General features: G+C 65.1%; 12 protein-coding genes. 2 read left to right on the top strand and 10 right to left on the bottom strand.

Annotation, left to right across the window (positions count from 1 at the left end):
* Positions 1-7 precede the first annotated feature (7 nt).
* Complete coding sequence (locus AAFG13_RS27120) at positions 8-1,138, bottom strand: DUF5938 domain-containing protein (RefSeq protein ID WP_212312598.1); 1,131 nt, start codon at positions 1,136-1,138, stop codon at positions 8-10.
* Between the two features lie 36 nt (positions 1,139-1,174).
* Positions 1,175-1,978, bottom strand: a complete 804-nt coding sequence (locus AAFG13_RS27115) for an SDR family oxidoreductase (protein ID WP_092120835.1) — start codon at positions 1,976-1,978, stop codon at positions 1,175-1,177.
* Positions 1,979-2,307: 329 nt separating this feature from the next.
* Here AAFG13_RS27115 and AAFG13_RS27110 point away from each other — a divergent pair, with 329 nt between their 5' ends.
* Positions 2,308-2,946 (top strand): TetR/AcrR family transcriptional regulator, encoded by a 639-nt coding sequence (locus AAFG13_RS27110; RefSeq protein ID WP_342708734.1) that lies wholly within the window; start codon positions 2,308-2,310, stop codon positions 2,944-2,946.
* A 182-nt stretch (positions 2,947-3,128) separates the two neighbouring features.
* Here AAFG13_RS27110 and ptsN read toward each other — a convergent pair whose 3' ends face one another.
* From ptsN to AAFG13_RS27070, 8 genes are all read right to left on the bottom strand, one after another.
* Positions 3,129-3,590 (bottom strand): PTS IIA-like nitrogen regulatory protein PtsN, encoded by a 462-nt coding sequence (ptsN, locus tag AAFG13_RS27105; protein WP_029082506.1) that lies wholly within the window; start codon positions 3,588-3,590, stop codon positions 3,129-3,131.
* Positions 3,591-3,821: 231 nt separating this feature from the next.
* Positions 3,822-4,421, bottom strand: a complete 600-nt coding sequence (raiA, locus tag AAFG13_RS27100; protein WP_092120840.1) for a ribosome-associated translation inhibitor RaiA — start codon at positions 4,419-4,421, stop codon at positions 3,822-3,824.
* A 185-nt stretch (positions 4,422-4,606) separates the two neighbouring features.
* The gene (gene rpoN, locus AAFG13_RS27095) at positions 4,607-6,262 is read right to left on the bottom strand and encodes an RNA polymerase factor sigma-54 (protein ID WP_342708733.1); all 1,656 of its coding nucleotides are present in this window, start codon (positions 6,260-6,262) and stop codon (positions 4,607-4,609) included.
* 90 nt (positions 6,263-6,352) lie between these two features.
* Positions 6,353-7,339: an LPS export ABC transporter ATP-binding protein gene (lptB, locus tag AAFG13_RS27090; protein WP_212312602.1), complete on the bottom strand. Its 987-nt coding sequence runs from the start codon at positions 7,337-7,339 to the stop codon at positions 6,353-6,355.
* A 358-nt stretch (positions 7,340-7,697) separates the two neighbouring features.
* Positions 7,698-8,426 carry an LptA/OstA family protein gene (locus tag AAFG13_RS27085; RefSeq protein WP_342708732.1) on the bottom strand — a complete coding sequence of 243 codons (729 nt, stop codon included), beginning with the start codon at positions 8,424-8,426 and terminating at the stop codon, positions 7,698-7,700.
* A gap of 8 nt (positions 8,427-8,434) precedes the next feature.
* Positions 8,435-9,172: an LPS export ABC transporter periplasmic protein LptC gene (gene lptC, locus AAFG13_RS27080; protein WP_342708731.1), complete on the bottom strand. Its 738-nt coding sequence runs from the start codon at positions 9,170-9,172 to the stop codon at positions 8,435-8,437.
* A gap of 182 nt (positions 9,173-9,354) precedes the next feature.
* The gene (locus tag AAFG13_RS27075; RefSeq protein WP_212312608.1) at positions 9,355-9,969 is read right to left on the bottom strand and encodes a ribonuclease D; all 615 of its coding nucleotides are present in this window, start codon (positions 9,967-9,969) and stop codon (positions 9,355-9,357) included.
* Positions 9,970-10,211: 242 nt separating this feature from the next.
* Complete coding sequence (locus AAFG13_RS27070; RefSeq protein WP_212312610.1) at positions 10,212-12,992, bottom strand: autotransporter outer membrane beta-barrel domain-containing protein; 2,781 nt, start codon at positions 12,990-12,992, stop codon at positions 10,212-10,214.
* Positions 12,993-13,434: 442 nt separating this feature from the next.
* On the opposite strand from AAFG13_RS27070, the gene AAFG13_RS27065 reads away from it, so the two are divergent.
* Positions 13,435-14,700 carry an MFS transporter gene (locus AAFG13_RS27065; RefSeq protein ID WP_342708730.1) on the top strand — a complete coding sequence of 422 codons (1,266 nt, stop codon included), beginning with the start codon at positions 13,435-13,437 and terminating at the stop codon, positions 14,698-14,700.
* The last annotated feature ends 8 nt before the right edge of the window (positions 14,701-14,708 follow it).

Genomic DNA, 14,708 nt, shown 5'->3' with positions numbered 1-14,708 from the left:
CCCAAGCTCAATCGTGCACGGTCAGGACCGGCTTGCCGACCAGGCCGAAACTGCGCAATTGCCCGAGCAGCTCGTGATGGCCGAACGCCTGGCAGGCGGAGGCGAAGCCCACGCGCTTGGGCGGCTGCTGCAGCAGGTACGCCGCGGCAAAGGCCTGCAGCATGCCGGTCTGCTTGTAGTTGCTGTTGCCGTAGATGACGCAGTGCGCGCGCCCCAGCGGGCCGGAGGCATACACCGAATCCAACGACTTGTTGACGCGCGGGTTCTCGCGCGGCGGCATGGTGTTCATCACGCCGGCCGCGGTCTGCGCCAGCGCGGCGTAGCGCTCGTCGGGCTTCATGTCCTTGGTCGCCTCCAGCGCCGCGGCGACGATTTGCGGCACGCCCAGCATCAGCGCGCGGTTGAACACGCCGCCCAGCACCTTCACGTTGGCCACGCGCGGATCGCGCTTGAACCACACCGGGTGCGAGGTGCCGCCCCAGGGCAGCGCCAGCGCCAGCTCGTGCTGGCCGGGGATGGCGAGGTTGTAGAGGCCGGCATCCGGCTGATGCTCGACGTACTTGTTCTGCTCCAGGTAGTAGGCCTTGGCCATCGCGGCGTTGACCAGGATGGTCTGCGTCGAGGCGATGGTCGGGCTGCCGCCCCAGAACACGGCGATGTCCAGGGTGTCGAGGCCGGGCGTCTCCAGGCACAGCTGCGCGGCGATCTCGCCGGTGGTGTACATCTGCGCGATGCCCGGCGCCAGCAGCAGGCCGGCACTGGCGAACTTCGTGCCAAACTCCTGTTCGAGCGTGATCAGCCAGTCCTGCTCGCCTGTCGTGTCGGTGTAGTGACACTTGGCAGCCAGGCAGGCCTGCACCACCTCGTTGCCGAACTTGGCGAACGGACCCACGGTGTTGAGCACGACCGAGGCGCCCTTGAACAATTCGGTCAGCGCCGCCGCGGTGTGCGGCACCGTCACCACCTCGTAGTCGGCGGTCTCGATGCCGGCCACGTTCGACTTCATCGCGGCATTGAGCTTCTCGCCGCTGCGACCGGCGGCGATGAAGGGGATGTTGTACTCGCGCAGATATTCGCAGACCAGCCGGCCGGTGTAGCCGGAAGCGCCATAGACGATGACGGGCTTCTTCTCGCTCATTGCGATCCTCCGAAATGCTTGTTGTCGGCTTCGTTGCTACATGCCCATGCCGCCATCGACCGGCAGGCCGATGCCGGTGATGAAGCGGGCCTCGTTCGAGCACAGGAACACCGCGGCGTCGGCGATGTCGGAGACCTCGGCGAGCTTGCCGAGCGGCGTCTGCTCCACCACGGAGCCGACGGCGGCATTGACGTCGGGCGCGAGACCGATCTTCACGATGTCATTGGCGAGCTGCAGGCCCATGTCGGTCGGGATCAGGCCGGGATAGATGCAATTCACCCGCACCCCATAGCCGAGCTTGCCGGCTTCCATCGCGCCGACCCGCGTCATGCGATCGACGGCGGATTTCGTGCCGGAGTAGACGGCGATGCTCGGAAAGGCGATCGTCGCTGCGACCGAGGCGATGTTGACGACTGCGCCGCCCTTGCCCGCGGCTCCGCCCGGCCGCATCGCACGGAAGGCGTGCTTCATGCCGAGCACGGTGCCGACGATGTTGACGTCGCACATGCGGCGCGCGTCCTCAGCCTTGATGTCGGCGACCAGCGAGGTGATCTCGATGCCGGCATTGTTGATCAGGATGTCGTAACCGCCGAGGGTTTCGACCGTTGCGGCGACGGCCCGCTCCCATTGCGCATCGTCGGTGACGTCGAGCTTGACGAAGCCGGTCTTCACCCCGGCCTTGGCGATCTCGGCGGCGCTGGCCTTGCCGGCATCGTCGAGAATATCACCGATCATGACCGCGGCGCCGGAGCGCGCCAGCGCCTGCGCGATCGCCGCGCCAATCCCCCGGGCGCCGCCGGTGACCAGGGCTTTCCTGCCTTCAAGGCTCTTCGCACTCATGACGTAGTCCTCCCTTTGCTTGTGATTGATCGGTGCTTTGGCGATCGACAGCACGCCCGGCGGCCTTGCGCATTCTGTGCGCATTGGTGGTCACGGCCGGCGTCAGCAGGGCGCAGCGATGGCGCGCCCGGCAGTGCATTTCCTCCTGATGTCGTTAGGTCAGCCGTCTTGACGGTTGTCCAAATTATTGGGCCAACCCTCGTCCAGGAACTTGACACTTGTCAAGCCTGAATTTGACAAGTGTCAAAGAGGATGATTGTGAAGAGATGGAGCGCGCTGCGGTTCGCGCGGTATAAGTTGCTGCAGGGAAGAGACAGGAAAGGCACGAGATGGCGCGGCAAGCGACGGGAGCGGCCCAACGCGTGGCGGTGGCGGCCGAGACGCTGCGCGACGAGAAGTTCAACGCACGACGCGTCGAGCTTGCGGAGGCCGCGCTGGAAACGCTCGGCGAACTCGGCTTCGCGCGCACCAGCCTGCGCGAGATCGCGCAGAACTCCGCCTTCACGCACGGCGTGTTTCACTACTACTTCAGCGACAAGCTCGATCTGATCTGCTGCTGCGTCCGTCACTACAAGGCGAAATGCGTCACGCGCTACGACGAGGTGGTGACGATGGCACGAAGCCGCGACGAATTGACCGAAGGCTTCCTCGCCAAGCTCGCGGCGACGTTGCAGGACGAAGCCCGCATGCACCGGCTCTGGTACGATCTGCGCTCGCAGGCGATGTTCGAGCCCGCGTTTCGCAAGGACGTGCTCGAGATCGACAAGAGCCTGGAGGCGATGATCTGGCGCATCGCCACGCGCTACGCAGAGTTGGGCAACAGGAAGCCGGCATCGTCTCCGGCTGCGCTCTACGCGCTATTCGACGGCCTGTTCCAGAGCGCGCTGCTCAGGCACCTCGCCAGCGACGAGAAGGCGATCCCCGATCTGCTCGACGAAGTCCGCCGTCTGCTGCCGACGATCTGCTGAGACGCTGCAAGCGTTTCGTAGCCCGGATGGAGCGCAGCGAAATCCGGGATCCGTACCGACGGCGAGATTCCCGGATTGCGCTTCGCTTCATCCGGGCTACGGACCTGATTGCGACGCATATTGCCGATGCGCAAGCGCGCAACAGCCGACAACTGCTCAGAAGATAATCGCGCGCCGAGTGATTACGCCGCGCTCGCCGGCGGCAGCGCGAGCACCGAGTAGATCGCCTGCGCGTCGCGCGAGGCACGCAGCTTCTTGGCGACGTCCTGGTCGCGCAGCAGGCGGGCGATGCGCGCCAGCGCCTTGAGGTGATCGGCGCCGGCACCTTCCGGTGCCAGCAGCAGGAAGATCAGATCGACCGGCTGGCCATCCATCGCCTCGAAATCGATCGGGCGCTCGAGGCGAGCGAAGAAGCCGAACAGCTTTTCCAGCTTGGGCAGCTTGCCGTGCGGAATGGCGACGCCATAGCCGACGGCCGTGGTGCCGAGCTTCTCGCGCTGCAGCAGCACTTCGAACACCGCGCGTTCGTTCTGCCCGGTCAAAGCCGAAGCGCGCGCGGCGAGTTCCTGCAGCGCCTGCTTCTTGCTGATGACTTTCAAAGCCGGGAGAATCGCCTCGGGTGCGACCAAATCGGTAATCGGCATTGGGACGTTCCGAGGTGAATGAACCGTCAGGTTGCGAAATAGGCTTTACAGCGGCGGCGTCAAGAAGTTGAGGTGGGATGCGGGCTTAGCCCGGGTCCAGCTGGCAGGGCTTCTACTCCAACGTATCGGCGGTGCCAACACCTGCGAACCCTGTTCCGCCCCCTTATTCCTGGAGGCGGCGGACCATAAGCAGGGCTGGCTTCGGACGTCAATGCCATGGGCCAACTATCCTCAGGGGCTCACCGCCGGCGGATCGACCCAGCCGACATTGCCGTCCGTACGGCGGTATATGATGTTCAACCGGCCACTGCCGCCATGCTGGAATACCAGGCAGGAGGCGCCGGTCAGATCGAGCTCCATGACGGCTTCGCTGACCGACAGCCGCTTCAGCGCGGTGGTTGCCTCGGCAATGATCACCGGGCTGTATTCGGTGACCTCGTCCTCGTTCTCGGGCGCCTCGATGACGTAGCTCGGCGCGTCGAGCCCGACGCCGTTCAATTCGGCAAACGCAGCGTTCGCGGTGTAGGTCTTGCGGGCCGAGCGGTCCTTGAGCCGGCTCTTGTAGCGGCGCAGGCGCTTCTCGATCATCAGGAGCGCGGCATCGGCGCTGGCATAGGCATCGGCGGCGTTGGATTCGGCTTCCAGCATGATGCCGGAATCCAGATGCAGCGAGCAGTCAGTTCGGAAGCCGAAGCCATCCTTGCTCAGCGTGATGTGACCGGAATAGTTGCCATCAAAATACTTTCGCAGGACCTCGTCGGTGCGCTCGCTGACGCGCGCGCGAAGCGCCTCGCCGATGCTGATGCTCTTTCCCGAGATTCGAAGGGTCATTTGATGCCTCAATTGCTGGATGCCTCGATCACTCTTGCAGGAGCATGATGTTTGCTGGGCTTCCGGTCACCTCCCTTGCTGGACGACGCGTCGCCAGGAAAGATTGAGACTATCGCGATTTGACGCGAACGCAACGAGGGCATGATCCTGCCCGTACTCGGACGGGGTCGTACTCAAGAAGTAACCTAAACGGGGGCTGTATCGCGCGAGCGGTCGGGCGAGGAGGCAGGAGCCGAAAGGGCATTACCGAGCATGCTCTGTTTGTCACGGCGGCGCTGCACCGAGGATGGTATCCGCATCGCCTCGCGGTACTTCGCGACGGTGCGGCGGGCGATATCAATGCCTGAAGCGCGCAAACGTTCCACGATCGTGTCGTCGGACAGGATCGCCGACGGCGCCTCGCCGTCGATCAACTGCTTGATGTGGTGACGCACCGCTTCGGCCGAATGCGCCTCGCCGCCGTCGGCGGAGGCGATCGACGCGGTGAAAAAATACTTCAATTCAAAACTGCCGCGATTGGTCGCCATGTATTTGTTGGCGGTGACGCGCGACACCGTCGATTCATGCATCTGGATCGCATCCGCCACCGCCTTCAGATTGAGCGGCCGCAAGTGCGCGACGCCATAGGTGAAGAATCCGTCCTGCTGGCGGACGATTTCGGTTGCGACCTTCAGGATGGTGCGGGCGCGCTGATCGAGCGCGCGGACCAGCCAGGTCGCGTTCTGCAGGCAGTCGGTGAAATACGACTTGTCACCGTCCTTGCGGATCGTCTTCGACAGCTCAGAGTAATAGGTCTGGTTGACCAGGACGCGCGGCAGAGTGTCGCTGTTGAGCTCGACATGCCAGCCGCCGTCGGGACCCGGACGCACATAGACGTCGGGCACCATGGTCTGCGTCCGCGCCGTGCCGAACTTCAGCCCCGGCTTCGGATCGAGCCGGCGGATCTCCGCGATCATGTCGGTGATGTCTTCGTCGTCGACGCCGCACAGCTTTCGCAAGGCCGCGATGTCGCGCTTGGCGAGCAGATCGAGATGCTCGACCAGCGCCTGCATCGCCGGATCGTAGCGATCGAGCTCGCGCAGCTGGATCGCCAGGCACTCGCTCAGATTTCGCGCGCAGACGCCCGGCGGATCGAACTTCTGGAGCACCGCGACGACCTCGTCGACCGCCTGCTGCGACGCTCCGAGGCGCTCGGCGGCCTGGCCGAGATCGGCCGGCAGGTAGCCGGCGTCGTCGACCAGGTCGATCAGATACTGCCCGATCATGCGCTGCGCGGGCGCCGAGAACGCCACCGCGAGCTGTTCGGCGAGGTGGTCGGCGAGCGTCAGCTCGGCGGCCACGAAGGCTTCGAGATTGTATTCGTCGTCGCTGGAGGCGCCACCGCCCCATTCGGTGTAGACCGACGGGGCTGCGTCCTGCGCGGCGCGCGCGGCGGCTTCGGCCGGCTCTTCGGAGAACACGTTGTCGAGCCCGGTATCGAGCGTCTGCTCGATCTCGGCGCGGGTGCCGAGGTCGCGGTTCAGCCATTCCTCCTGGCCGGGCTCAAAGGCGGTTTCGCCGCCTGAGCTCGCGGCCATGTCGGACGCCTCGCCCTCGTCTCCGTAGCTTGAGGAACCGTCGGAATCGCCGTAGTCCGGCCGCTCCATCGCCGGCTCGCCCGCCACCGGCGGTTCCGGCCCGTCGGCGGCCCGCTCGAGCAGCGGGTTGCGCTCCAGCTCTTCCTCGACAAAGGCCGACAGATCCAGGTTCGACAGTTGCAGCAGCTTGATCGCCTGCATCAGCTGCGGCGTCATCACCAGCGACTGCGACTGGCGGAACTCTAGTCTTTGCGTTAGCGCCATGGAGGCAAGATCGATCCCAAAAATTGGCTCGATTCTTGCTTATCTTAGTCCGCTTGGGATGTACACGGCTTGACGGATGCAAAATTTGGGCTAGAGGCGGAATTCCTCGCCAAGGTAAAGCCGGCGTACATCCGGATCATTAACGATCTCCTCCGGGCTTCCCTCAGTCAAGATCTCACCGGCATAGACGATATAGGCGCGGTCGGTCAGGCCGAGCGTCTCGCGGACGTTGTGGTCGGTGATGAGCACGCCGATGCCGCGGTTGGTGAGATGGCGGACGAGGTCCTGGATGTCGCCGACCGCGATCGGGTCGATGCCGGCGAACGGCTCGTCGAGCAGCATGTAGTTCGGGCGCGTCGCCAGCGCGCGCGCGATCTCGACGCGGCGGCGCTCGCCGCCGGACAGCGCGATCGACGGGCTCTTGCGCAGCCGCGTGATGTTGAACTCGTCGAGCAGCGAATCCAGCTCGTGCTCGCGCTTCTTCTTCGAGGGCTCGACGACCTCGAGCACCGCGCGGATGTTCTGCTCGACCGTCAGGCCGCGGAAGATCGAGGCTTCCTGCGGCAGATAGCCGATGCCGAGCCGCGCGCGCTGATACATCGGCAGCTTGGTGACGTCGTGGCCGTCGAGCTCGATCGCGCCGCGATCGGCCTTGATCAGGCCGGTGATCATGTAGAACACGGTGGTCTTGCCGGCGCCGTTCGGCCCGAGCAGGCCGACCGCCTCGCCGCGGCGCACATAGATGCTGACGCCGCGCACGACCTGGCGGCTGCCAAAACTCTTTTCCACGCTATGCACAGCCAGATAGCCCGGCCGCTTGATGAGCTGCGGCGCAGAAGCGGCGTTGTGCCTGGCCGGCCTCGCCCGCGCCGGGGCGGGTGCGGCTGCGGGCTGGGATCGCGGCAGCTCGACGGCGGGAACCGGAGCGGCGCGCGCCATCGGCGGCGCGTCGCGCACCGGTGACGTCAGCATCTCGCCGAACTGGTCGCCGAGCGCCGTGATATCGTTATGCGCGCGCGCAAATCCGGAACTGCGTTTCGCAGGGCGCCGCCGGAACATGCCGAGAAAATCCACCATCCCCGCTTCGCTTCAGCCTTTCACGGTGATCCCGCGACCTTGCCTGCGGACCGATCGATTCGCACGCCAAGGCGCCAGCATGAGCCGGAAAACTGGATACCGACATTCCTTCGCGACAAAAGCGGACGCGCCTGCGCGGAGATCATGCTCAAACAACACGGCAAAGCGCGATCACCCGCGCCTTGAATGAATGGATGCCCCTGTCCCGGCCAACATAACTCCCCCTCAAAGGCACATCGTCCGGCCGGGCCGCTGGAGTAGATACAGTCTCGCCCCGCGCGCTTCAACCTCGCGGCCGCAAAATATTATCTAACTTATTGATTCTACTTCACCTTACGTGAAGCTTACTTTGGGAGGCCTATTTCGACTTGCTGCCCGGAAGCAGTTGAAGCGGCGACGGGGCTGCAGGGGCCGCGCCGGGGGCCGCCGGCGTGCCGCAGCCGCCCTTGCCGTTCTGTCCGCCCTGCGACTGGATGAACAGGCCCTGCACCTTGCCGCTGTCGGATTCCACCCGCGAGACACCGGTGGTCATGTCGACCAGCAGGCGGTCGCCGCGCAGCACGTTCTGGCACTGGGTCAGCACCACCTGGCCGCCGCCACCGCCGAGCATGGTGATCAGGTTGGTCTTGGTGTCGAAGATCGCGGTCTCGCCGGTGACGACCTGATCCTTCTGGGTGACGACGACATTGCCCTTCGCCTCCAGCCGCTTGATCGAGGACGCGCCGCCGGGTCCCGGGGTCGCCGATTGGATCGGCGCGCCCTTTGACGTGGCGGCAGCCTTGGTGCTGCCCGTGGTCGGCGCCGGCGCCGGCGTCGACTTGTCCTCGTAGAACACCACCAGCACCTTCGAGGTCATGGTGGTGTCGCCCTGCACGACCTTCACATTGCCGGCGAAGGTCGCCTCTTTCTTCTTGTCGCGCATTTCGAGCGAGGCGGCCTCGATCTGGATCGGCTGGTCGCGGTTCTGCGAAAAGCCCTGCATGGCGTTGGGAACGCCACTCATCGAGCCCTGCGCGGACGCAGCGCCGGCTGCGAACAGCGTGAGCAGAAAGGCCGCAATTGCGATGCCGTGCGGAAAACGTCTCATCATCAAATTCATTTCGGGTTGGCGGACTTGCGCGGCTTCGGTGGCGGCGGAGGTGGCGCGGGCTCGGCGGGCGGGCTCGGATTGTTGTCGCCGAGCTTGTCCAGATTCATCACGACATTGCCTTCGAACCGCACGAGCTCGCCGCTGTTGTAGATCCTGAGGCGGTCGGCGGTCAGCGTGCCTTCGAGCAGCTTGACGTCGACATGCTCGTCCGACGACACGTTGCCCTTGTTGATGTCGACAAAGGCCTGCGTCAGCTTGGCCTCATAACCGGTGGACGACTGCAGGAAGATATCCTGGCGCAGGTCGAGCAGCTGCTTCTTGTTGTCGAAGAAGCCGGTGCGCGCATCCATCGTCACCGTCGACTGATCCTGCTGCGCCACCTTGGCGCGGATCGTCTTCAGCTCGACATGATCGGGATCGGTGACGTCCTGGATCGCCGCCTTGGCCCACATTTCATAGGGCCGGCCGTCGGCCGAGAAGCCGGCGATATGCGGCGATTCCATCGTGATCTTGGTGCCGGACACGACGAGGTTATCCATCTCGACCGGCAGCTTGGGGATCATCTCGCGGAATGGATTGTAGACCGAGACGAAGATGATCGAGGCCATCGACAGCCCGACCACCGCAGGCACCGCGATGCGCAGGATCCGCACCATGCGGCTGTGCCGCGCGGCGGCGGCAAAGCGCGCCTCGAGGCCCGTGACATAGCCGGGATGCTGGGCTGGATTCTGAACCGAGTTCACCTGAGCTCCAGAGGCGCGGAATTGCCCCTATTCTAGCCGGAGCCGCCCGAATATGCAGCCCGGACCTCGCGTCGCGCCCCCCAAGCCGACTTCAAGGCGGACCACGCGTGAACAGTTTGGCCGAAACGGGGCGGAACCGGCCCTGCCGCGACGAATTCGGCGCCCATCATGAACGGGCGAAATCAGGAATGGGCGAAGATGTCCTCGGCCTCCCAGCCGTCGAGATCGAGCCTGGCGCGCGTCGGCAGGAAATCGAAGCAAGCCTTCGCGAGATCGGTCCGTCCCTCGCGCGCCAGCATCACATTCAACTTGTCGCGCAACGCATGCAAATGCAGCACGTCGGAAGCGGCATAGGCGAGCTGGGCCTCGCTCAGGCTTTGCGCACCCCAGTCGCTCGACTGCTGCTGCTTCGACAATTCGACGTTCAGCACTTCGCGCACCAGATCCTTCAGGCCATGACGATCGGTATAGGTGCGCGACAGGCGCGAGGCGATCTTGGTGCAATAGACCGGCGCCGGCATCACGCCGAACGTGTTGTAGAGCACCGCGACGTCGAACCGCGCGAAATGGAAGATCTTGGTGATCGCAGGATTCGCGAGCAGCGCCTTCAGGTTCGGCGAGTCGGTGTGCCCCTTCGGAATCTGGATCACGTCGGCGGTGCCGTCACCGTTCGACATCTGCACCACGCAGAGCCGGTCACGGTGCGGATGCAGTCCCATGGTCTCGGTGTCGATTGCCACGGAATCGGTATAGCGGGACAGATCAGGCAGGTCGCCGCGATGCAGGCGGATGGTCATGCTGTCAAAAACCTCGTCGAATCGCTCTCGGGACAAGCTATCGTTCAATTCCCCGACAGGCGAGCGTGCATCAAGCCTCGTTGTCCAAGCCTTTGGCTTGCGTCTCGGCGTCAAAGCCCATCAAGGGCGGAGCGCCGGCAACGCGAACCTCATCGTGCACGCACAGATGGTTCAGGGTTTAGCGCCATTGTGCAGCGGAGACAATGGCTTGGGCAGTCCACAGCGCTCACGCAGGCGCGCCATTATTGCCAGCTGACGCGCAGCCCGAACCGGCCGGTGATGTCGTCACGGCGGGTGCTGTCCACCGACGTCGTGTAGCCCGCGCTCGCATAGGCGCTGATCGTGCGATTGAGCTGCGCGATAACGCCGGCGCCAATCTCGACGGCGGTGCCGCGGCTCTGCACGCCGATCAGGTCGGTGGTCGCAAAGGCGATGCTGCGGTCGTTCGCGGCCGTGTGCCAGAGATTGGCCTCGAGATAGGGGCGCAGTTCGGCGGTGCCGACGCTGAAGGTCGCGGGAACGCGCACGCCGAGCCGGCCGGTCAGCGTATCGGCGCTGCCGGGCGCGACGCTCGAGAAGATGTCGTTGAAGCTGTCGAACGACTGGCGCTGCCAGATCAGTTGCGCCTGCGGCTCGATCGCGAGAAAGCGGTTCAGCTGTAGCGGCACGCCGGCCTCCAGCGACGCGGCGACGCCAGTGCCCGACACAAGCGCGCCGACCTGACGATCCGACTGCGGGCTTGCACCGTAGAAGCTGCCCATCAGCACGGCGTCGACGTACCAGCCTGAGGGGCCGATATGGGTCCAGTAGCCGCCGACATTCTGGCTATCGATCGAGAGCGTGCCGGTGCGGACGTTGTTCATGCCGAGCGCGAAGCCGTTGATGGTGCCGCTGGCCCAGCCATACGCGTAGAACAAGCCCGCGCGATCATGATGCCCGGGCGCGGGCTCAAAGCGCAGGATGTCGACCCCGACTTGTACGCCGGCCATGGTGCCGTCGAAGGACGGACTGACCGTGCCGGCCCAGCTCTGCGCGCTGTGCGAACCGTACGCGCGCGCCCACGCCGCCGGCTGTTCGCCGCCAATGGTCAGCATGGCCTGATCGCCTTGGCGCTGATGGAAGGTGCCGAGCGTTGCGAGCCCGAGCTTCTGCGCGACCTGCGGCAATGCCGAATAGACCGCGACTTCCTCGCGGTAGAGCTCGACCGGCGCGGCGCCTGCCGGCGGCGGCGTCAGCGACGACAGATCCTCGGCGGGCAGCATCGCGGGCGGCGGCACCACATTGGGCGATGCCGGCGGCGTTGGTGCGGGTGCAGCCGGCGGCGCCGGCGACGATGTGCCGGGCAACAGCTGCGAGCGCAGATACCAATTGTCGGCGCTGCCGGCGGAGACGCCACCGCGAAACAGCAGATATTCGTGCGCACCGGCCACGACGGCGTTGGAGAGGCCGAATGCGCCGGCGGCCGTGCTGCCGCCGTTGACAGCTTGCACCACCATGATGCCATCAGCGGTGGTCAGCGCGCCCGCGCCGCCGGCATTGGTAACGGTCACCGCGGTCGAGCCCGACGCATTGCCGCCGGAGATGACGAGGCGATCCGACGGCGAACCGTCGCCGCCGAGCACGGTGCGCAGATAGAGCCCGCCGCCAGCGCCGACATAGTTGCCCGCGATCGTCAGGCTGTTCGCTGCGGTGGCGCCGCCATTGGTGAGATTGATGACGCCGGCGTTGGTGACGGTGATCGGCGGCCCGCCCGGAAACGACGTGATCGACGGGTTCGCGCCGTTACCGGCCAGCAGGCTGGTGCCCGCCGCAATCGACACATTGCCGGTCAGCGAGGTCTGCAGCGTCAGCGAACCGCTGTTGATGAAGGTGTTGGCGAAGGTGCCGGTGCCGGCCCAGGTCCAGTCACTGCCTTCCATCGTCAGCGTCTGGAATCGCGCGAACGCATTGTCGGCCGTGCCGCTGCCTTGCAGCCGCACCTGGTTGTTGCCGCCGCCGCCATCGGCAAGGCCTGATATCTGCGAGCCGGTTTGCAGGATCATCGTCACCGCGCCGCCGCCGCCCGCGAGCGCCGTGCCGCTGTTGCCGGCGATCAGGCCGGCATTGACGATGGTGGTGGCGCCGTTGAGCGTGCGGATCGCGGGCCCGTTCTGGCTGATGATCTTGCCGCCGGCGAGGTTCTCGATTCGGGCGGTGAACGACGAACCGGCCGTGTTGGAGAACACGCCGTCGGCGTTGACGCCACGCGCCTCGATAGTGCCGCTGTTGCGCAGGACGGCGGCATTGCCTTGCATGAAGACGGTGTTGTTGGCGGTGCCGCCGGCATCGCCGCCGGTCGTCAGCAGCGTGCCGGTGTTGGTGATGGTCATGAATTGTCCGGCGGAGAAGATCGCACGCGCACCGGCGCCGGCCGTGGTGATGGTGCCGCTATTGGTGAAGGTGTTGCTGTCGCCGGTCTGCACATAGAGGCCGTGCGACTGCGGGCCCTGGGTGGTGATGGTCCCGGTATTGATCAGCGTATTGTTGTTGTGCTGTGTGAGACCGGTGATGGCAAGCCCGCGCGAGGTGCCGTTCTGGGTCGTGATCGTGCCGTTGTTGATCAGCGTGTTGCCATTGCTGCTGGCAGCGATGGCATTGCTGCCGGCGCCGGTGGTCGTGATCACGCCCGACGTAGCATTGGTGAAGACATTGCCGTCGCCGCTGCCGAAGATTCCGGTGCCGCCGCCGCTGATGGTCAGCGTGCCGTTGTTGGTGGCGGTGCTGCGGGAGACAAGGCCGATCGCGGTCGCACCGGCGCCCGGCGTGATGCCGGCGCCCTGCAGCACGTTCACGGTGACGTTCGAGCTGCCGGCTGCGGCCTGCACGCCAGCGGGCGAGGGATTCGGCGCTGCGGTCGAGCAGGTCACCGTCTGACCGCTCGCCGGCGCAAGACTATCGCAGGCGGCAAACGCCTGCGATACCGATAGAAGATAGCCGCCACCCAAAGTGCACGACAGGATCGCCGCGAGCCGCGATGAAACCATGCCCTTACTCCAACCTCGGCGCGAACCCGACCCCCCGGCCTCACGCCACCTGTGACCCCCTGCCCCGCTCTCAGCGTCGGCTGATCTGCTCCGTTCAAGCTTGAGACGATTTGCAGCGATCTGTTGCGCGATCGCCACAGGCGGAACCATGAGCTGTATCATCACGATTCACATCCTTGACGTGCGTACGCTTTCGAGGTTGTGAAGTACAGCACTCACCCGTTGCAGTTATCGCTCGACACAACCAGAAACAATTGCCGTGCGGGCCGGGTGCGCCGCAGCCCCCATATTTCTCGCAGCACTCAACGTGGGGTGCGCGGCCAAGTCATTGTCGCTACGCGTTCAATTTCGATGGAACTGTTGCCGGCGCGCCCCATGAAATCCGGCCGTACCCACCCTATCTGTTGCCGGCCCGGACCCGCTTCGCAATGAAATGAGCCTTATGTCGGAACAGACCATCGCCGCGCCGATCGACGAGCCGCAGGAACGCGGCTTTTCGCGCTATCAAGCCTTCCTGATCGCGCTGCTTGCCTTCACGCAATTCACCCTGATCCTCGACTTCATCATCATGTCGCCGCTCGGCGCCATCCTGATGCCGTCGCTCAACATCACGGCAGGGCAGTTCGGCGTCGCGGTCTCGGCCTACGCGTTCGCGGCGGGCATTTCCGGCATCCTCGCCGCCGGCTTTGCCGATCGCTTCGACCGCAAGCGGCTGTTGCTGTTCTTCTATGTCGGCTTCACCTTCGGCACCGTGCTGTGCGCACTGGCGCAGAATTTCCACGTCCTGCTGCTCGGCCGCATCGTCACCGGCCTGTTCGGCGGCGTGATCGGCTCCGTCGTGCTCGCCATCGTCACCGACCTGTTTCCGCTGCATCTGCGCGGCCGCGTGATGGGCTTCATCCAGACTGCGTTCGCCGCGAGCCAGGTGCTCGGCGTGCCCGCCGGACTATTCCTCGCCAATCACTGGAACTGGCACGTCTGCTTCGTGGCCATCGTCGGCCTGTCGATCGCGGCAATCGCCACCATCGCGCTGGTGATGGAGCCGGTCGACGGGCATCTCAAGCTGCAGCACGACAGCAACCCGTTCCAGCATTTGATCGCAACCGTCGCGCAGCCGCGCTACACGCTGGCCTTCCTGGTGACGACGCTGCTGGCGACCGGCGGCTTCATGCTGATGCCGTTCGGCAGCGCCTTCACCGTGCACAATCTCGGCATCGACATCGTCCATCTGCCGACGATCTACCTGGTCTCCGGCCTGTTCAGCATCCTGATGGGACCGCTGGTCGGCCGCGCCAGCGATGCGTTCGGCAAATATCCGACCTTCATCTTCGGCTGCGTGGTGTCGGCCATCATGGTGCTGATCTACACCCATCTCGGCCGCGTCTCGCTGCTGACCGCGATCATCGTCAATGTGCTGATGTTCGTCGGCATCTTCTCGCGCATGATCCCGTCGCAGACGCTGATGTCGGCGATCCCCGACGCCAGCCAGCGCGGCTCGTTCAGCGCGATCAGCGCGTCGGTGCAGCAGCTGTCGGGCGGGTTGGGCTCGGTGGCTGCAGCCGCGATCGTCGCCGAGAATGCGGACGGCTCGCTGCTGCATTTCGACCGGATCGGCTATGTCGTCGTGGCGAGCTCGATGATCTCGATGATCGCGATGTATTTCGTGCAGCGGCCGATCGCGCGGCGTGCGGGGCGGCGGGTGGTGTGAGGGGCGGT

The organism is Bradyrhizobium sp. B124 (assembly GCF_038967635.1).
Taxonomy (GTDB): Bacteria; Pseudomonadota; Alphaproteobacteria; order Rhizobiales; family Xanthobacteraceae; genus Bradyrhizobium.
The sequence above is the reverse complement of the archived record's forward strand: the minus strand, read 5'-3'. Positions and strand labels throughout refer to the sequence as shown.

Bases quoted from the DNA above. Each gene is read 5' to 3' on its own strand.
- AAFG13_RS27120 (WP_212312598.1), bottom strand. From the start codon at position 1,138: ATGAGCGAGAAGAAGCCCGTCATCGTCTATGGCGCTTCCGGCTACACC.
- AAFG13_RS27115 (WP_092120835.1), bottom strand. From the start codon at position 1,978: ATGAGTGCGAAGAGCCTTGAAGGCAGGAAAGCCCTGGTCACCGGCGGC.
- AAFG13_RS27110 (WP_342708734.1), top strand. From the start codon at position 2,308: ATGGCGCGGCAAGCGACGGGAGCGGCCCAACGCGTGGCGGTGGCGGCC.
- ptsN (WP_029082506.1), bottom strand. From the start codon at position 3,590: ATGCCGATTACCGATTTGGTCGCACCCGAGGCGATTCTCCCGGCTTTG.
- raiA (WP_092120840.1), bottom strand. From the start codon at position 4,421: ATGACCCTTCGAATCTCGGGAAAGAGCATCAGCATCGGCGAGGCGCTT.
- rpoN (WP_342708733.1), bottom strand. From the start codon at position 6,262: ATGGCGCTAACGCAAAGACTAGAGTTCCGCCAGTCGCAGTCGCTGGTG.
- lptB (WP_212312602.1), bottom strand. From the start codon at position 7,339: ATGGTGGATTTTCTCGGCATGTTCCGGCGGCGCCCTGCGAAACGCAGT.
- AAFG13_RS27085 (WP_342708732.1), bottom strand. From the start codon at position 8,426: ATGAGACGTTTTCCGCACGGCATCGCAATTGCGGCCTTTCTGCTCACG.
- AAFG13_RS27075 (WP_212312608.1), bottom strand. From the start codon at position 9,969: ATGACCATCCGCCTGCATCGCGGCGACCTGCCTGATCTGTCCCGCTAT.
- AAFG13_RS27070 (WP_212312610.1), bottom strand. From the start codon at position 12,992: ATGGTTTCATCGCGGCTCGCGGCGATCCTGTCGTGCACTTTGGGTGGC.
- AAFG13_RS27065 (WP_342708730.1), top strand. From the start codon at position 13,435: ATGTCGGAACAGACCATCGCCGCGCCGATCGACGAGCCGCAGGAACGC.